We start from the raw sequence: 18,487 nt of genomic DNA, 5'->3' as shown, positions 1-18,487 counted from the left end.
ACACCGGCATTTCGACGTATCGAGGGCTAGGCAGACGTTACGGAAATCTTAGGATCGGCCTCGTAAACTTGCTATGCTGCAGCGCAACATTAAGTTATGCTGCATCTGCACACTTGTCCGAGGTTGAGACCATGCTCGACATACCCGGCTTCACCCCGGTCACGCCCACCGCCGACATTCGGGTCGCGCGGCATGGCAACCGTGCCAAGTGCCTGCAACGCCTTATCCGTATGGACCTGCCGGTTCCGCAGACTGTTGCCATCCCCTTCGCCACCGTCCGTGAAATCGCCGAAGGGCAGATGCCCGACCTTGCCACCCTGATCGGCCTGTTCGAAGGCGAGCCGATGCTGCTGTCCGTCCGCTCTTCGAGCGAGGCGGCGGACTGGGGCGGGCCGAACGCGGTGCTGAACATCGGCATGAACGACGCCGCGCACGGTTGGTTGTCGAAGACGCTTGGCCATGCCGCTGCCGACAAGCTCTATCTGAGATTCATCCGGTCTTTTGCCATTGAAGTCATGCGCTTGGACGAAGAACCTTTTGACGCCGCCAAGACTCCGTCCGAGGCCTGCATCATCTACGAGGAAGAGATCGACGACCCCTTCCCGCAGTCCATCGCCGATCAGTTGGCCGCCGTTCTGCGCTCGATGGCGCGCGCTTGGGATGGCACCTCTGCCCGTCTGTTGCGACAGGCCAAGGGCGCGCCCGGCGATGCCGGACTGGGTCTGGTCGTTCAACGCATGGCGCAGGGCATGGGACCGGGGCAATCGGGGTCTGGCGTCGTGCAATTCGTCAACCCCGCCACCGGCGAGCCGAAGGTCACGGGCCGCTATATGGGTCAGGCCATGGGCCGACGTGATTTGCGCAACAGCGACAAGGCGATCTATCTGACGCGAGACGAGCGGGGGCCTTCGCTGGAAGATCTTCTGCCCGAGGTCTATGGCGAACTGCTGAAGGTCGGGGCACGCTGTCGCAAGCGTCTGCGCGAGGAAATGCAGGTCGAATTCACTATCGACCAGGGTCGTCTGGCCGTTCTGGACGCCGTGCGCTGCCCGCGCGAGGCCCGTGCGTCGGTCGCCATAGCCGCCGCGCTTGCTCGCGATGGAATCATTCCGCGGTCCGAGGCGTTGCTGCGGGTGTCGCCCGATACGCTGTCGCGCCTGCTGCATCGACAGGTCGATCCCGGGGCTGAACGTGTTGTTCTGGCGCGCGGTATCGCCGCCTCGCCCGGAGCCGCGGCCGGTCGGATCGTATTCGACAGTGCGGCCGCGCAGGCTGCGCAATCGCGCGACGAGGCCTGCATTCTGGTTCGGCGTGAAACTTCGCCCGACGACGTACGCGGCATGCATGCCGCCGATGCGGTGCTGACAGAACGCGGCGGCACGACCAGTCACGCAGCCGTCATCGCACGCGGTCTGGGCCTGCCCTGCGTTACCGGCGCCATCGGACTGCACGTCAGCCATAAAAAGCGTCGCGTGATCCTGGCCGACGGACGTGTGCTGCGCGAAGGCGATGAGATCACGATCGACGGTTCCACCGGCGAAGTGATGGAAGGTCGCGTCGCCACCACCGAACCGGCGCTGAACGGGGCCTTTGGCGACCTGATGGCCTGGTCGGATGATGTCCGGGACATCGGCATCCGGGTCAACGCCGACACGGTAGCCGACGCAACTTTGTCGCGCACATTTGGCGTCGACGGTATCGGCCTGTGCCGGACGGAGCATATGTTCTTCGAAAGCGGACGCCTGACCGTCATGCGCGAGATGATCTTCGCTGAAACGGGGGCCGATCGCGCCGCCGCCCTGGATCGCCTTCTGCCGATGCAGCGCGACGATTTCACCGCTTTGTTCAGCCTTATGTCTGGCCTGCCGGTCTGCATCCGCTTGCTGGATCCGCCGCTGCATGAATTTCTGCCGAATGAAACCGACGGCATCAGATCTTTGGCCGAGGCGTTGGACCGGCCTCTGTCGGAGGTAAAAGCCCGGATCGAGTCGATGCAGGAATACAACCCCATGCTGGGCATGCGCGGCGTACGGTTGGGCATTGCCCTGCCCGAAATCTATGAAATGCAGGCCCGCGCCATTTTCGAAGCGACGGTCGCCGCCTTGGCCAAGGGTGTGGACGTGCGGCCCGAAATCATGATCCCGCTGGTAACCGCGCGACGCGAAGTCGAACTGGTCAAGCGTCGGCTGGACGGGGTGGCGGCAAAGGTGCGTGACGAAACCGGCGTTGATTTCGACTATGACCTTGGCGTCATGGTGGAAACGCCGCGCGCGGCCTTGCGGGCCGGGGAAATTGCTGAACAGGCAGCGTTCCTCAGCTTCGGAACCAATGATCTGACGCAGATGACCTATGGGTTGTCCCGCGACGATGCTGGCCGGTTCATGTCGGCCTATGTCAACGAAGGCGTCTACCCGGAAGACCCCTTCGGAACGCTGGACGTCGAGGGCGTGGGCGAGTTGCTGCTGCTGGGGGCCTCACGCGGTCGCAAGGCGAACCCAAAGGTGATCCTGGGGCTGTGCGGCGAACATGGCGGCAACCCCGAATCGATCGCCTTCTGCCGCTTTGCAGGGTTCGACTATGTCAGCTGTTCTCCGTTCCGTGTGCCAGTCGCCAAGCTGGCCGCAGCACAAGCCACGATACTCGCAGCGAAAAAGGCGGATTGACGCCGAAATTTGCCCGCAACGGCAAGATACCGCGGACTCTGGTGCCGTGACGTAGCGAAGGCGACCGGTCGCATTGCGCATCATCGTTGCCGGTCCCAATTCCCCCCATGACGCAACAAGCGCCGGATTCACGCTTCGCTAACGCGAGCCGTGTAGGCCTTGCGCGGGATGAAACGGTTCAGGGGTACGAATTGTCGATGATCTGGAAAAAGGCCCTTACGGGCCTGTTGTTCGTCTGCGTCGGGTTGATCCTGGCCACCACGCAGGCTGCGCAGGCGCAATCGCTGGCCATGTCGATGGCCGGCGGGGTGGAAATGCGGGGGTTCAGCCGCCTCGCCAGCTTGACGCGGGATGCGCCGGACACAGAACTGGTGCGAGCGGCGCAGCCTTTGTCGCAACAGGGAAAGGCACGATTGCGCGATGAAAACCGCGACCCCGGTGTTCAAAACGATACCGCACTCGTTGATACGCCCCCGGCCACCGGCGATGCGCAATGGCGTTGCCTGACCGAGGCGATCTATTTCGAAGCCAGGGGCGAGCCGCTGGACGGTCAGGTTGCCGTGGCCGAAGTCGTTCTGAACCGCGTCGATTCCAAGCGGTATCCGGACACGATCTGCGAGGTCGTCAATCAAGGCACGGGAAAACTGAACGCATGTCAGTTCAGCTATACCTGTGATGGTATCCCCGAACGGGTCACCGAACCCAAGGCATGGGACAAGGCAGGGCGGGTTGCCCGGCGTCTGATCGATGGCGCTCCACGTCTGCTTACCCGCAATGCAACGCTCTACCACGCCGATTATGTAGACCCTTACTGGGCAGCTGCCTATCCGCGTACGGTCAAGGTCGGGCGGCACATTTTCCACAGACAGGGTCCTGACGCCTGAAGGTCGCCTCCGGACCCTCCGGCACACGCCGGGGCTTTCGTCCGCGCGCCTGCCGTGGTCTGAGGGGGACGCCCTGTCTGCTCCGATCGCGAGGTCCGCCATGTCCGTCCGTTCCGTCCCGCATGCCCCAGCCAGCGATACTGAGTCCGAGCAGGAAGCTCTGCGCCTTGCCTTCGCCGCCCCGCTGGACCGGGCGCGCGCGACAGGACTGCCGCTGGACCGCATTTCCCTGCGCGATCATATCCGCGAGGTCGAGATCGGTGCATTCCAGCTGGAACGCGGCATCACGCAACGGGTGCGCTTCGACATCGTCGCGGAAGTTATCCCCGACACCGAAGCCATCGTCAGCGACGATGTCGATGGCATCCTGAGCTATGACACGCTGATCGAGGCGATCGATACGGTGTTGGACGCAGAGCGCATGAACCTGCTGGAAACGCTGGCCGAACGGCTGGCCGCGCGCGTCCTGCAGCACGACCGCGCCGCCCGTGTCTTCGTGCGGATCGAAAAGCTGGACCGCGGGCCGCATCTTCTGGGTGTGGAAATTGTCCGTTCGCGGTCGCAATCGCCCGCCATCGACCTGTCCGACGATACTCCCCGGCCCCGCGTGGTCCTGTTACCGCCGGGTGCACAGGACGATGCCGCTTTGCCCGCACTTCTGGACCGTCTGGCCGCAGATCCGGTGCCGACGGTGTTGGTCGCCAGCCTCGACTTCGTGCCGCCCGCGACGGATCAGCCGATGGCCGGACGCCGCATCGCGCTTTTGGCACTGGAACAGGCTGCATGGCGCTTGGCGGCCCGCGACCGTCGCTGCGTGGTCGTCGACAGCCGGACCGAACTGGACTGGTCGATGCGTCACGCCGGATTGACGGTCTGGGCCCCCTCACGGCTGGTGCTGGATGCGACCGAGGGACCGGACGGTTTCGACGCGCCCAGCCTGGCGCGGTGGTTCGCGCAGACATTCGGCGCGGTGGAGCTTGTCACGCCAGATGCCCCCACCGCTGCGATTGAACGTCAGGCGGTGACGCTGGACGCGATCTGATGCGCTATCTGCGGCCCTTGCCTGCAACGATATCGGATGGTCCGCGTCTTGCCGGTGGCTGGATGCGGTTTGACAGGGTCGAGATCTGCGAACGTGACCGCCGACCCGTGATTGTCCCGGTCGGCGACCTGCCCGAGGCCGAACTGGCCCCGCTGATCGCGCCGCGCCCGCCCCTGTGTGGCATCCCGATGGATCGCCCGTCGATCATGGGCATTCTGAACGTCACGCCCGACAGCTTTTCCGATGGCGGTCTCTTTGTGCATCCCGATGCGGCGCGCACGCAGGCCGATGCAATGTCGCGGGCGGACATTCTCGACATCGGGGGTGAAAGCACCCGGCCCGGCGCGGCGGAGGTCTCGGCCGCTGTGGAAATCGAGCGGGTCCACCCGGTGATCGCGGCCCTGCGCGGACGCGCCCTGTCCATCGACACGCGCAAGGCCCCGGTGGCGAAAGCCGCTGTGGCGGCGGGCGCGGTGCTGGTCAACGACGTGTCTGCGATGACCTTCGACGCCGACATGGTGGCCACGATCGCCGCGTCTGGCGCGGCGGTCTGCCTGATGCACGCGCAGGGCGCGCCCGAGACGATGCAGGACGATCCGCGATATGCCGATGTGGCACTGGATGTGTATGACGCCCTGGCATCTCGGGTCGACGCAGCGGTGGCGGCAGGCATTCCGCGTGACCGGATCATGGTCGATCCGGGGATCGGATTCGGCAAGACGCAGGACCACAACCTTGACCTGCTGCGCCGCATCGCACTGTTCCACGGACTGGGTCTTCCGATTCTGCTGGGCGCATCGCGCAAACGGTTCATCGGCGCAATCGGCAGCGCGCCGCAGGCCGCGGATCGGATGCCGGGCACTCTGGCGGTTACCCTCGCTGCCGTGGCACAAGGCGTCCAGATGCACCGGGTTCACGATGTGACGGCGGTGGCGCAAGGCATCGCACTGTGGCGCGAAGTGGGAGGTTACGATGGCCCTGTTTGGAACTGACGGCGTGCGCGGACGCGCCAACCAAGGCAACATGACAGCCGAGATGGCACTGCGCCTCGGGGCCGCGGCGGGCCGGTATTTCCGGCGCGAGGGGACGGGATATGCCGCCCACCGCGTTGTGATCGGCAAGGACACGCGGCAATCGGGCTATATGCTGGAAAACGCGCTGACAGCGGGACTTACCTCGACGGGCATGAATGTGCTGCTGCTGGGGCCGGTGCCGACGCCCGCCGTGGGTCTGTTGGCGCGGTCGATGCGCGCCGATCTGGGCGTCATGATCAGCGCCAGCCACAATCCGGCAGACGACAACGGAATTAAGTTCTTCGGCCCCGATGGCTTCAAGTTGTCCGACGAGGCCGAAGCCGAGATCGAACGTATGGTCAAAGATGGCGTGGATCTGGCCGAGGCACCCAGCATCGGGCGCGCCAAGCGCATCGAAGACGGGCGCGGACGTTATGTCGAATACGCCAAGACCACCATTCCGTCCGGTATGTCGCTGGAAGGGCTGCGCGTGGTGATCGATTGCGCCAATGGGGCCGCCTATCGCGCCGCGCCCGACGTCCTGTCGGAACTGGGTGCGACCGTGATTCCCATCGGCGTTGCGCCGAACGGACGCAACATCAACCTCGACTGCGGATCGACGCAGACCGACACCTGCGCGCAGGCCGTCGTCGCACATGATGCAGATGTGGGTATCGCGCTGGACGGCGATGCCGACAGGGTGATGATCCTGGATGCCCAAGGAAACGTGGCGGATGGCGATCAGCTGATGGCGCTGTTCGCCACCCGTTGGGCCGCCGAGGGACGGCTGAACGGCAACGCGCTTGTGGCCACGGTCATGTCCAACCTGGGCCTGGAACGATATCTGGACGACAAGGGTCTGCGCCTGTTGCGCACCAAAGTCGGAGACCGGCACGTGGTCGAGGCGATGCGGTCAGGCGGCTACAACCTGGGGGGCGAACAATCGGGGCACATCGTCATGACGGACCACACGACCACCGGCGACGGCTTGATCGCCGCGCTGCAGTTTCTGGCCGAGATGGTGCGCACCGGTCTGCCCGCGACCGATCTGATGCACAGTTTCGTCCCGGTGCCGCAGCGGCTGGAGAACGTGCGCTACGATGCCGGAGCCACGCCGTTGGAGACCGCGCGCGTCAAGACTGCGATTGCCGCCGCCGAAGCCGCGCTGAACGGCAGCGGACGTCTGTTGATCCGTGCGTCGGGGACCGAGCCGTTGATCCGCGTGATGGCCGAAGCGGAAGACGATGGCCTGCTGAACCGTGTCGTCGATGATGTGGCCGATGCGGTGCGCGCGGCAATCTAGACAAACAGGAACAGTGCGGCCCCCGCCAGCGCGGCCAGTGCCAGCGTCTCCGGCAGTCCACGCTTCAGGACCAGCAGCCAGACGAAGGCCAGAAGTGCCAGCATCAGCGCGCGCCCATCCAGCGATCCTGGCAATGGCACGGGCGGAGAAGAATTCCGCACATCAGTGAACAGGATATGGACCGCGAACCAGACCGACAGGTTTGCGATGACCCCCGCCACCGCCGCCGATACCATATCGAGTGCGCCGCGCAGTCGGGGATTGGCGGTCAGTCGCTCCAGATGCGGGGCACCTGCGAATATCCACAGGAAGCACGGCGTGAACGTCGCCCAGAGTGTCACCAGCGCCGTCGCGATCGCCGTGCCGACACCGACCTGCGCGCCACCCAGCCAACCCGTAAAGAGTGTCACCAGGATCAGAGGGCCGGGCGTCGTTTCCGCCAGTCCAAGCCCGTCGACCATCTGATCCGGTCGCAGCCATCCGTTCGTTTCCACCGCCGTCTGCGCGAGGGCTGCCAGCACTGCATAGGCTCCACCGAAGCTGACCGTGGCCAGCCAGCTGAAGAACAGCCCGGCCTGTGCCGGAACCGATCCTGGGGCCAGCCACAGCACGGTCAGCAGCGGCAGCCACCAGATCGCCAGCCATGTGACGATGGTCCGCAGAGTGCCGGCCTGGGCGGGCGGTGGCATGGATCCGGTCTTGCCCGACGGCACAGCGAACCCGAGCACCAGGGCCGAGCCCAGCACGATCCAGAACGGCACCGCGAAGAAGAACAGCGCGACGAAAGCCGAAGTCGCGATAGCCAGGGCCAGCGGACCTTTCAGGGCTTTGGCCCGGAGCTTCCAGAGCGCACCCGCAACGATGGCCAATGCCGCAGCCTTGATGCCGAGAAACGCGGCCTCGACCAGCGGCAGCCGACCATAGCCAAGGTAGAGCGCGGACAAGGCGACCATCACCAGCGCGCCCTGCAGGACGAACAGAACTCCAGCCAGAAGTCCCCCCGCCGTGCCGCGCAGACGCCACCCGGCATAGGTCGCAAGCTGCATCGCCTCGGGGCCCGGCAGAAGCGTGCAGAAGCCAAGGCCACGCAGGAAGGTATCTTCGTCCAGCCAGACCCGCTCCTCGACCAGTTCGTGATGCATCAGGGCGATCTGTGCCGCCGGGCCGCCAAAGGACAGAACCCCGATGCGCCCGAAGGCGCGCGTCATCTCGGGCCAGCCGGGAGTCATACCGGCACTTGCTGACCCATCAACCGATCAGCGATCGGATCCCGCGCAACTTCGGGCTCGGACGGAGCAGAGACGCCCGGAATCACGACCGTGCTGGACAAAATCGACATTGGCTTCGGGAGCACAATGAATATGTCGGCCAAGGGGGCATCCTCCGAATGAACGACGTCAAGGATGCGCGACTTGGGCCGAAGCCTCGGACGGGTATGCGCGGCCCCTGTCTGGATTCAAACCATGCACAGGGCGCGTGCGTCAAGCGGGGCTAACCCGCGTGGATCAGCGTTCCGAACAGGTGCGGGTCCAGGGTATCGGCGGCGAACATTTCACCCTGGGTCAGAACCGACACGGCGTCATGGCTGTGAAGGCTCTCCTGATGGCTGGCGGCAATGCGGAAGTCTCCGACGCCAGGCAGCTCGGTCAGCCCTTCGGAAAACAGCCGGACCGCGTCTTCGACGAAAATCGGGTTGGCGGCGTTCAGTTCGGCAAAGGCCTGTTCGTCCTCGCGCTTGACCATCACCTGCGTTTCAGTGGGCACCTGACGACGGCACATCTCGATAAGGTCTTCGACGCTTGTATCGCCTGTGACTTCGACGGAAAGCCGGGCGACGGAGCGTTGCGAATGCGGCGTCGCAAGCTGATTGCGGGTGCGGCGGGCGTGTTCCGACAACTCCAGCGAACAGGGGCAAGTCGAGGAATAAACGTAATCGAGGTGCAGCACACGACGACGGGTCCCGCCCGTCTGAGCGACTTCCATGGATACATTGTAATACTGCCAACCGGTCAAGCCGGACCGCAGACTTTCGACCTTCAGCGGCAGGTCGAACGTCAGCAACAGGCGGGCATCGAGGCTGTCCAGATCGTCGCGGTAGCCGGCCAGCACCGCGTCCACGACATCGAACCCTACCTGCGTTTCCGCATGGGCATAGAACGACCGCATGATGCGCGACATATTGATGCCCTTGCGCCCTGCCTCCAGCGACACCGTGCCGGTGACCGAGACCTGCGCCAGATGTGGGCCGTCGCGAGTCGCGATCTGCATCGGCAGGCGGAAGTTCGAGATGCCGACATGCTGTATCCGGCGATCCGAACCCCGGATCAGCGTGGCGGGACCATTCTGCAAATCCGGCAAGGTCGCGCGATAGGCGTCATCCGTTACAATCTGCGGATAGCTGGTCGAGAGATGCGGATGATCGTCGATATCGGGCTTCTGCCCGCTTGCAGCGTATCGTTTCAGCAAGGCCATTGCGGCCTGGGCTTCAGCTTCGGTCGGCTGGCGTTCAATATCCGGTGCGTGGACAGTCATATGCCCCTCCCTTCGGTTCGCGCTCAGACGGCTATGTGGGTATTTTATGCAGGATAGCAAGGCTTGTCTGCCCTGAGGAAGCCACCCTGCGGGCGATCATGCCGCAAGTGGCAGGGTCATATCGGTCGCGGGGGTCATCACGCCATCGCGCACCTGAGGGGCAGATGCGATGGCCGTCCAGCCGTGGCGCGCAAAGAACGGGCGGGCCATGTCGCTTGCACGCGCCGTCAGTGTGCCGATGCCACTGATGCGCGCATGGTTCACCAGCATCGCCAAAAGCGCGTCGGCGGTGCCTGTTCCCCGCGCCTCGGGCACGACATAGGCAAAGTCGACGCAGCCATCCCCGCGCAACGTCATGAACCCGGTCGGCACGCCGTCCAGTTCGGCCACGAATACCGCCTGCCCGGCCAGCCGGATGGCATAGCTTTCGGGCGTCTGCCGAACCGGCATCCAGGCTCTGCACTGTTGCGCTGAATACCGAGGCACGGCACCCTCGTGCATGCCGCGCCAGAGGATGTCGATCAGCGCGGGGATGTCGTCCGCCCGGCCCCGGCGAATTTCGCGCACGGCCATCATGCCGCGTCCAATGCTTCCAGAATGTCGGCAATCAGGTCGCCGCTGTCCTCCAGCCCACACGACAGGCGGATCAGGCCGGGCGTGATGCCCAGCGCGGCCTTCTGGTCGTCGGGCAATCGTTGGTGCGTGGTCGTCGCGGGCGGTGTAGCGATGGATTTCGCATCGCCCAGATTGTTCGAAATGATGATGATATCGAGCGCGTTCAGAAACCGGTAGGCCGCATCCTTGCCGCCGGTCAGATCGAACGCCACCATGGTGCCGCCTTCGTCCATCTGGCGCAGGGCGACGTCGTATTGCGGATGCGACGGCAGGTGCGGATAGATCACACGGGACAATTTGGGATGACCCTCCAGCGCAGTGGCGATTTGCGTCGCCGTCCCGGTCTGGGCGCGGACCCGCAGATCAAGATGCTCCAGCCCCTTCAGCATCACCCAGGCGGTGAAGGGCGACATGCTTCCGCCCGTGTGCTTCATATAGGGTTCGGCCACACCGCGCACGAAATCGCGCGTGCCGCAGATCACTCCGCCCAGACAACGACCCTGCCCGTCGATATGCTTTGTGGTTGAATACACGATCACGTCGGCACCCAGCTCCATCGCCCGCGAATAGGTCGGCGTGGCAAACACGTTGTCGACCACGACCAGCGCGCCGACGGCATGGGCCAGGTCGGCGACGGCGGCGATGTCGATGACCTCCAGCGTCGGGTTGGAAATGGTCTCGAAGAAAGCGACCCTTGTGTCCGGGCGGATGGCCGCAGCCCAGGCGTCAATATCGGTGCCGTCGATCAGCGTCACCTCCACCCCGAAGCGCCGCAGCACATCGTCGAGGATATACAGGCAAGATCCGAACAAGGCGCGGGCCGCGACGACGTGGTCACCCGCCTTCAGAATAGCCATCATCGCACCGTTTACGGCGGCCATGCCGGAGGCGCAGGCGAACGCATCTTCCGTCCCTTCCAGCGCGGCGATCCGGTCCTCGAACATGGCGACGGTCGGGTTTCCGTAGCGCGCGTAGATGAACTCCTCGCGCCCGGCATCCAGAAAACGCGCTTCGGCATCTTCGGCTGTGTCGTAGACAAACCCCTGGGTCAGGAAGATCGCTTCGGAGACCTCTCCATACTGGCTGCGACGGGTGCCGGCGTGGACGGCATTGGTGCGGGATTTGCGCTTGCGCGTGTTTGACACGGGCGGAGTATCTTTCATGGCGGCCTCCTTCGGGGCTTTGACAGGCACCAGATGTTCGGAGGAGGACGCTTCGCGCGCGCCCCTGACCTCTTTAGCGGAATATTTCGCGAGGGCCGCAAGCTGGTTCAAATCCCCTCCTGGCCGGATTACCGCAATATCGCCGATGGTTTCAAGCCGGCTTCGCACCAGGGCTTGCAAACGCCGTATATCGGACCGAACCTGCCACGAACCGTTGAAGGACGCGCCAATGACCGCACCCATCGAATTGTATTTCTGGCCGACGCCCAACGGCTGGAAAGTATCTATCGCACTGCACGAATTCGACCTGCCGTATAACCTGAACCTCGTGAATATCGGTGCGGGCGACCAGTTCAAGCCGGAATTCCTTGCCATAAGCCCGAACAACCGGATGCCCGCCATCATCGACCCGGATGGCCCGGATGGCGCGCCGATCCCGATCTTCGAGAGTGGCGCGATCCTGCAGTATCTGGCCCGCAAGCACGGCAGGTTCTGCGGCGAGACGGAGCGCGAGCGCATCGCCGTCGATCAGTGGCTGATGTGGCAGATGGGCGGCGTCGGCCCGATGGCCGGTCAGGCGCATCACTTCCTGAAATACGCGCCCGCGATGGACCCGCCAAATGACCTGCCCTATGCCAAGGACCGGTATCGCAATGAAGTCGCGCGGCTGTATCGGGTGCTGGATACGCAGTTGTCGGACAACCGCTATGTCGCCGGAGATTTCTACTCCATTGCCGACATGAGCCTCTGGGGCTGGGTCTCGCTATGGGAAGGTCAGCAACAGACGCTGGACGACAAGCCGCATCTGGCACGCTGGCTGGCCGAGGTTGGCGACCGCCCCGCGGTACAGGCCGGTCGCGCGCTTCGTGCCGATCTGAGGGGCGATCTGCGCAAGCAAACTGCATCTCATGATCTTCTTTTCAGGCAAAAGGGCTGACGGCGGACATTCGCCGGATGTGGCACTGGCACAGGTGGGGTCACTTGTCATACTGTGATACTGCCTCATTTTTTGTCGGCAGGGGTTGGGGGAAGACGCGAATGGGTTCGCCGGGACTACAGAAGATCGCCTTCGCCGCGCTTGCGGTTCTGGTCGCCCTGGCGGGCGTCGGGATGCTCGACGGCGGGGGGCTTTAGGTATGGCGCAACGGTTCGGCGGTGAATTCAGTCCCACGGGGCAAAAGACGGATGCACGAGGCAAAATCACGACGTCACCCGCGCCGATCCTGAAATCGCCGCTGAAGGGACGAGCCCGCACGACCATTTTGATGGCCTTGTCCGTGATCCCCGTGATTTTCGCGTTTGGGCAACCCGGACCGGTTGGCCTGGCGATGAACCTTGCCGCGGCCGCCGCGATTTTCGGCGGTGCCGTGCTGACCCGCGAAGGCCTGAAGGCCGAGGCCGCCTGGGCCGAACGCCGCATCGCCCGCCGCCCTGCGGTGCCTCGCAAGATTTTCGGCGCAGTGGTACTGGGCATCGGCGTCGCATTGGCCACCGCGTCCGGCCTGTCGGGGCTGTTGTCCGGACTGGCGTATGGCATCGTGGCGGCTGTCTTGCACATCGTATCGTTCGGTTTGGACCCGATGTCCGACAAGGGAATGGAAGGCGTCGATACTTTCCAGACTGAACGGGTCGCCCGGTCCATTGCCGAGGCGGAAAAGCACCTGACCGCGATGAACGACGCCGTGTTGCGCGCCCGCGATCGCGAGGCCACGGCCCGTGTCGCCAGCCTGTCGGCCAAGGCCCGCGAGATGTTCCGCACGGTCGAGGACGACCCCCGCGATCTGACCTCGGCGCGCAAATTCCTGGGCGTCTACCTGATGGGCGCGCGCGACGCGACGGTGAAGTTCGCCGACCTCTATGCCGCCCGCAAGGATGCCGATGTGAAAGCGGATTATTTCAACCTGCTCGACGATCTGGAGCGCGGGATCGAGGCCAAACGCGAAACGCTGCTGATCTCGGACCGCACCGATCTGGATGTCGAGATCGAAGTTCTGCGGGACCGTCTGAAAGCGGACGGCCTGCCAACCGGAGACTGATACATGGATACCGTTACCCGCCAGAAGGCCGCTGAAATTACAGCCGAAATCGATCAGGTTGCCGCCGTCGCCCTGCCCGAGCCGGGTACGGAGATCGTGCCGCTGGAGAAGGCCGACGCGCCGGTTGCCGCCGAAATCCGCCGTCGCATGGACGAGCTGGACATGACCAACACCCAGTCGATCATCAGTTTCGGGTCGAACGCGCAGACCGAGTTGCAGCAGATCTCGCAGGCCATGCTGGCGGATGTGAAGAACAAGGACGTCGGCCCGGCAGGCGACAGTCTGCGCAACATCGTGTCCACAATTCGCGGGTTTTCCGTGTCGGAACTGGACGTGCGCCGCAAGCGGTCGTGGTGGGAGAAGCTGTTGGGCCGGGCTGCACCGTTCTCGAATTTCATCGCCAAGTTCGAGAACGTGCAAGGCCAGATCGATAAGGTGACCGATGACCTGCTCAAGCACGAGCATGTACTGCTCAAGGACATCAAATCCCTGGACAAGCTCTATGAAAAGACGCTCGATTTCTATGAGGAGCTGGGGCTGTACATCAGCGCGGGCGAAGCCAAGCTCGCCGATCTGGACGCCACAACCATCCCGGCAAAGGAAACCCAGGTCGAGGCCCTGCCCGAGGATGACAAGATGATCGGGTCGCAGGAACTGCGCGACCTGCGTGCCGCGCGCGACGATCTCGAACGCCGGGTGCACGACCTGAAACTGACCCGGCAGGTGACGATGCAATCGCTGCCGTCGATCCGGCTGGTGCAGGAAAACGATAAAAGCCTTGTCACCAAGATCAATTCCACCCTCGTGAATACCGTGCCGCTTTGGGAAACTCAGCTGGCGCAGGCGGTCACCATCCAACGCTCCCGCGAGGCGGCCGAAGCCGTCCGCGATGCAAACGACCTTACCAACGAGTTGCTGACCGCGAACGCCCGGAACCTGCGCGATGCCAACAAGGTCGTCCGCACCGAGATGGAGCGCGGCGTCTTCGACATTGCCGCCGTCCGTCAGGCCAACGAGGATCTGGTCGCTACCATCGAGGAAAGCCTGCAGATTGCCGACGAAGGCAAGGCCCGCCGCGCCGAGGCCGAGAAAGAGCTGGAGCAGATGGAAAAGGAACTTCGCACGACGCTCGCTTCTGCCAGCGCGCGCAAGGACAAGGTCGGTGACACCGCAGGCTCTGCGGTTCCGAACTCCTGATGAACGGTCTTCGCCTCTTGCCGGCCCTGATGATGGTACTTGCAGTGACCGCCTGCGAGTCGTCGCTTGATACATCCGCCGGGCCGGAAACGTCGATCCGACCGCCCGCGGCACCTGTTGCGGTCGCTGCACTGACTGTTGGCCAATCGGAAGAAAGCAGGGCACTGTCCCTGTTTTATGCGCGGCTGGAGCAGCGGCTCGTTGCACAAGGCCTGCTGCGTCAGGACGGCGGTGCCGGGACCCCGTTCAGTGCTGCGGACCTGGCCCGCAACTTCGAACGGATCGCCCTGTTTTCCGAATATACCCAGATGGGCGGGCGGTATGTGGCGCAGCAAAGCCGGGCGCAATTGCGACGGTGGGAAAAGCCCGTTCGCATTGAACTGCACTTCGGAGCCTCGGTTCCGGACGCCGTGAAAGAGGCGGATCGCAGGCGGATCGAAGCCTATGTCCGCCGCTTGCGCCGGGCGGCCGGGCACCCCATCGATGTCGTGGCCAGCAACGGGAACTTTCACGTCTTCGTCGCCTCGATCGACGAACAGCGCAAGCTCGGTCCGCAGATCATGGCCGCAGAACCGGGCCTGTCGCGACAGACCGTACGGGACATCACATCGCTGAACCGCAATACCTATTGCGCGGTCTATGCCTCGTCGTCCTCAGATCAGCCGAATGCCTATGTCTCGGCCATTGCCCTGGTACGATCCGAACATCCCAACCTGTTCCGGCAGTCGTGCTATCAGGAGGAAATCGTCCAGGGCCTGGGCCTCGCAAACGACAACCCACAGGTGCGCCCGTCGATCTTCAACGACGACGAGGAATTTGCGCTTCTCACAAGGCACGACGAACTGCTGCTCAAGATTTTGTATGATCGTCGGTTGCGCGTCGGCATGACGGCCGAGGAAGCACGCCCCATCGTCCAGCGAATCGCGGCGCAGCTTGTCGGCTCGGACCCGGTCTGATGTCCGGAAGGCTTTTCGCATACCTCCCGGTTTCGGTCATGCGGTCGGGTCATATGGTCCTGTCGCGGATTTTATCGCGCCGCTCTGCCCGAAGTCGGGTATGGAACCAGAGACCATAATCCCCATCTGGATCATACAGACCGACCCTTCCGAAGGAACACTTCATGTCCATCCTCGATTTCCTCTCCGGCCAGTTCATCGACGTCATCGAATGGACGGACGACACCCGTGACACCCTCGTCTATCGGTTCGAACGGCAGGGAAATGAAATCAAGTATGGTGCCAAACTGACGGTCCGCGAAGGTCAGGCCGCCGTCTTTGTCCACGAAGGTCAGCTGGCCGACGTGTTCCTGCCCGGTCTGTATATGTTGGAAACCAACAACATGCCGGTCATGACGTCGTTGCAGCATTGGGATCACGGTTTCAAATCGCCCTTCAAATCCGAGATCTATTTCGTCTCGACCACGCGGATGACGGACCTGAAGTGGGGCACCAAGAACCCGATTACCCTGCGCGACCCGGAATTCGGTCCCGTCCGCCTGCGCGCCTTCGGCACCTATGCCATCAAGATCGCCGATCCGGGCCGCTTCCTGACCGAAATCGTCGGCACCGACGGTGAGTTCACCCGCGACGAGATCCAGTTCCAGATCCGCAACATGATCGTGCAATCCGCATCGCGCGCGCTTGCCGGCAGTCGCATTCCCGTTCTCGACATGGCGGCGAACACCGACGATCTGGGCCGCATCATCGCCGAACAGATCAGCGCGACCACAGCAGAATACGGGTTGGTCGTGCCGGAACTCTATGTCGAGAACATCTCGCTTCCGCCCGCGGTCGAGGAGGCCCTGGACAAGCGCACCTCGATGGGCGTGCTGGGCGATCTGAACAAGTATCAGCAATATGCCACCGCCGAGGCGATGCAGGACGCCGCGACGACGCCGAATTCGGGGATGGGCATGGGTCTTGGTGCCGGAATGGGCATGGCGATGGGTAATATGATGCAATCGGGCCCCTGGGGCGCGCGACCGGCGCAGGCCCCGGCCGCTCCGCCGCCGCCACCGCCGCCCGTAGAACATGTCTGGCATATCGCCGAAGGCGGAAAGACCAAGGGCCCGTTCAGCAAGGCACGACTGGGCCGCATGGTCGCCGAGGGTGAGGTCAAGCGCGAAACGATGGTCTGGACCCAGGGTCAGGACGGCTGGAAAACGGCCGATGACGTGGACGAGCTGGCGCAGCTTTTCACGGTCATGCCCCCACCCCCGCCCGGTGCGTGATGACGATACAGGACCGACGTTCTCGCTTCACTGTCATACAGAACCTGTCTCCAGTCTTTGCTCTGAAAATATTCCGGGGAGCGCGAGGGGCTGGCTCCTCGCCCCTCTGAAGTCAGTGCAGCAACCGCGATGAAACGCATATCCCTCCCCGCCCGGCGCACATGGCTGAAGGTTCTTCATTGGTCCGTTCTGCCGTTCTTGATTTGGTTCTTGCTGGTGCAACCTCGCGATGTGGCGCGGTGGGGCGATTGGGCCGTGACCCTGCATTCCGTATTCGGGCTGGTGTTCGTGACGATATGCCTGATCTGGACTGCGTCTTTTCTGGTACAGGGTCTCGCCTCCCGTCCCGGACCCAAACTACGGGGGGCAGCGCGGCGGATTCATAGACCATTGCATCTGACTCTCATATGGGGCCTGTTCGGGGTTGCCTTCACCGGGTTTCTGCTGGGCCTGACCGCCAGTCGTGTATTGCTCGCCGGGACCATTCTGCCGATTGCGCCGCCTTTGGGCCTGCCGGACGCGAATGCCTGGGTCGGAACGCTGCATTCGCTGGAATTCTACGCGCTCGCTGTCGTTGTCGGCTTCCACGCGCTCTATCATATCTGGCGACACTATGCGCTGCACGACAATGCGCTGCGGATCATGGTGCCCAAAATGATGCAGAGGTTTCTGTGAAAATCCCGACCGTTCGTCGCGACACCCCACCGCGGCCGCCCGAAGTTCCAAAGACCGAGGAACATCGCTTCCCCTGCGATAATTGCGGCAGCGACATGCGGTTCGATCCCGGTAACAACCAGATGATCTGCGACTATTGTGGCAACACGACACCCCTGCCCCAGTTACGAGACACGATCCGCGAGATCGCCATCGAACGCGGTCTGAATGCGGACGGTGCCGAACAGGAGGAGACGCGCGTCCTCGATTGTCCCAACTGCGGCGCGCAGATCGAATTCGACCCCGCCATCCATGCCGCCGAGTGTCCGTTCTGCGCGACTCCCATAGTGACCGGCACCGGGATCAACCGCCATATCAAACCCGCCGCCGTGATCCCCTTTGCATTCGAGGAGCGACAGGCGCATGTCGCGATGAATGACTGGCTGGGCAGCCTGTGGTTTGCGCCCAACGGTTTGCAGAAATACGCCCGCAAGGGACGCAGGATGACAGGCGTCTATGTCCCCTTCTGGACGTTCGATGCCCAGACCGAGAGCAGCTATTCCGGGCAACGCGGCGACACCTATTACGTCACGCAGACGGTGATGCGGGATGGCAAGCCGACCCGCGTTCAGGTGCCCAGGATCCGTTGGAGCCCGCGCCGGGGACGGGTTGCACGGTTTTTCGACGACGTCGTCATCCTCGCCTCATCATCGCTGCCAAAGAGTCATACCGACGGCCTGCAGCCCTGGGACATGTCCGCCCTCTCGCCCTATGCGCCGCAATACCTGGCCGGGTTCCGGGCCGAAGCCTATCGCATAACGCTGGAAGACGGATTGACCGAGGCCCGCGCCCATATGGATGCTGTCATCGCCCGTGACGTAAGAATGGACATCGGCGGCGACCAGCAGCGAATTGACCGGATTGACACACGCATGTCGGACGTCACCTTCAAGCATGTCCTGCTGCCGGTCTGGGTCGCAGCCTATAAATACAGCGGCCAATCCTATCGCTTCGTGGTCAACGGCCAGACCGGGCGGGTGCAGGGCGAACGGCCCTATTCCAAATGGAAGATCGCATTCGCCACCATTGCCGCGTTGATCGTGGCGGCAATCGTGGGCTACATCGCGGCCCAGTCCAAGTAGGCAACCCCAACAG

General features: G+C 63.5%; 16 protein-coding genes and 1 riboswitch. Of the genes, 12 read left to right on the top strand and 4 right to left on the bottom strand.

Annotated features, from left to right (window positions below; translation table 11 throughout):
• Positions 1-131 precede the first annotated feature (131 nt).
• The 5 genes from AC13C2_RS03150 to glmM all read left to right on the top strand — a co-directional run bounded on the left by AC13C2_RS03150 (position 132) and on the right by glmM (position 6,905).
• Entirely contained in the window at positions 132-2,663 is a 2,532-nt protein-coding gene (locus AC13C2_RS03150; protein ID WP_092764528.1) for a putative PEP-binding protein, read from the top strand.
• Positions 2,664-2,770: 107 nt separating this feature from the next.
• Positions 2,771-3,547, top strand: a complete 777-nt coding sequence (locus AC13C2_RS03145) for a cell wall hydrolase (RefSeq protein WP_482885914.1) — start codon at positions 2,771-2,773, stop codon at positions 3,545-3,547.
• 100 nt (positions 3,548-3,647) lie between these two features.
• Positions 3,648-4,589, top strand: coding sequence for a dihydroneopterin aldolase (locus tag AC13C2_RS03140; protein WP_092764526.1), 942 nt, complete (start codon positions 3,648-3,650; stop codon positions 4,587-4,589).
• The gene (folP, locus tag AC13C2_RS03135; RefSeq protein ID WP_424337812.1) at positions 4,589-5,581 is read left to right on the top strand and encodes a dihydropteroate synthase; all 993 of its coding nucleotides are present in this window, start codon (positions 4,589-4,591) and stop codon (positions 5,579-5,581) included. Before AC13C2_RS03140 ends, folP begins: the two co-directional genes overlap by 1 nt.
• Complete coding sequence (glmM, locus tag AC13C2_RS03130; RefSeq protein ID WP_482885913.1) at positions 5,562-6,905, top strand: phosphoglucosamine mutase; 1,344 nt, start codon at positions 5,562-5,564, stop codon at positions 6,903-6,905. The genes folP and glmM overlap by 20 nt, the downstream gene beginning before the upstream one ends.
• On the opposite strand, the gene chrA is transcribed toward glmM, so the two are convergent.
• From chrA to metZ, 4 genes are all read right to left on the bottom strand, one after another.
• A complete protein-coding gene (chrA, locus tag AC13C2_RS03125) occupies positions 6,902-8,134 on the bottom strand; it encodes a chromate efflux transporter (protein WP_482885912.1) in 1,233 nt (410 codons plus the stop codon). The two genes, glmM and chrA, sit on opposite strands and share 4 nt — an antisense overlap.
• A 262-nt stretch (positions 8,135-8,396) precedes the next feature.
• A complete protein-coding gene (folE2, locus tag AC13C2_RS03120) occupies positions 8,397-9,437 on the bottom strand; it encodes a GTP cyclohydrolase FolE2 (RefSeq protein WP_092764518.1) in 1,041 nt (346 codons plus the stop codon).
• Between the two features lie 96 nt (positions 9,438-9,533).
• On the bottom strand, positions 9,534-10,013 hold the full coding sequence (locus AC13C2_RS03115; RefSeq protein WP_092764493.1) for a GNAT family N-acetyltransferase: 480 nt from the start codon (positions 10,011-10,013) through the stop codon (positions 9,534-9,536).
• Positions 10,010-11,215, bottom strand: a complete 1,206-nt coding sequence (gene metZ, locus AC13C2_RS03110) for an O-succinylhomoserine sulfhydrylase (RefSeq protein ID WP_482885911.1) — start codon at positions 11,213-11,215, stop codon at positions 10,010-10,012. Before metZ ends, AC13C2_RS03115 begins: the two co-directional genes overlap by 4 nt.
• A 52-nt stretch (positions 11,216-11,267) precedes the next feature.
• Positions 11,268-11,344: riboswitch (SAM riboswitch) on the bottom strand.
• A gap of 100 nt (positions 11,345-11,444) precedes the next feature.
• On the opposite strand from metZ, the gene AC13C2_RS03105 reads away from it, so the two are divergent.
• The 7 genes from AC13C2_RS03105 (at position 11,445) to AC13C2_RS03075 (ending at position 18,474) form a co-directional block, all read left to right on the top strand.
• Positions 11,445-12,152 carry a glutathione S-transferase N-terminal domain-containing protein gene (locus AC13C2_RS03105; protein ID WP_339640499.1) on the top strand — a complete coding sequence of 236 codons (708 nt, stop codon included), beginning with the start codon at positions 11,445-11,447 and terminating at the stop codon, positions 12,150-12,152.
• Between the two features lie 199 nt (positions 12,153-12,351).
• A complete protein-coding gene (locus tag AC13C2_RS03100; RefSeq protein WP_339640498.1) occupies positions 12,352-13,251 on the top strand; it encodes a 5-bromo-4-chloroindolyl phosphate hydrolysis family protein in 900 nt (299 codons plus the stop codon).
• A 3-nt stretch (positions 13,252-13,254) separates the two neighbouring features.
• Entirely contained in the window at positions 13,255-14,448 is a 1,194-nt protein-coding gene (locus AC13C2_RS03095) for a toxic anion resistance protein (protein ID WP_482885910.1), read from the top strand.
• Between the two features lie 29 nt (positions 14,449-14,477).
• Positions 14,478-15,404 carry a DUF2927 domain-containing protein gene (locus tag AC13C2_RS03090; RefSeq protein ID WP_339640496.1) on the top strand — a complete coding sequence of 309 codons (927 nt, stop codon included), beginning with the start codon at positions 14,478-14,480 and terminating at the stop codon, positions 15,402-15,404.
• A 164-nt stretch (positions 15,405-15,568) separates the two neighbouring features.
• Positions 15,569-16,678 carry an SPFH domain-containing protein gene (locus AC13C2_RS03085; RefSeq protein ID WP_424337806.1) on the top strand — a complete coding sequence of 370 codons (1,110 nt, stop codon included), beginning with the start codon at positions 15,569-15,571 and terminating at the stop codon, positions 16,676-16,678.
• A gap of 129 nt (positions 16,679-16,807) precedes the next feature.
• Entirely contained in the window at positions 16,808-17,353 is a 546-nt protein-coding gene (locus tag AC13C2_RS03080; RefSeq protein WP_482885909.1) for a cytochrome b/b6 domain-containing protein, read from the top strand.
• Between the two features lie 95 nt (positions 17,354-17,448).
• Entirely contained in the window at positions 17,449-18,474 is a 1,026-nt protein-coding gene (locus tag AC13C2_RS03075; RefSeq protein WP_245737650.1) for a TFIIB-type zinc ribbon-containing protein, read from the top strand.
• The last annotated feature ends 13 nt before the right edge of the window (positions 18,475-18,487 follow it).

Source organism: Jannaschia sp. L-14R (assembly GCF_056857695.1).
The sequence above is the reverse complement of the archived record's forward strand: the minus strand, read 5'-3'. Positions and strand labels throughout refer to the sequence as shown.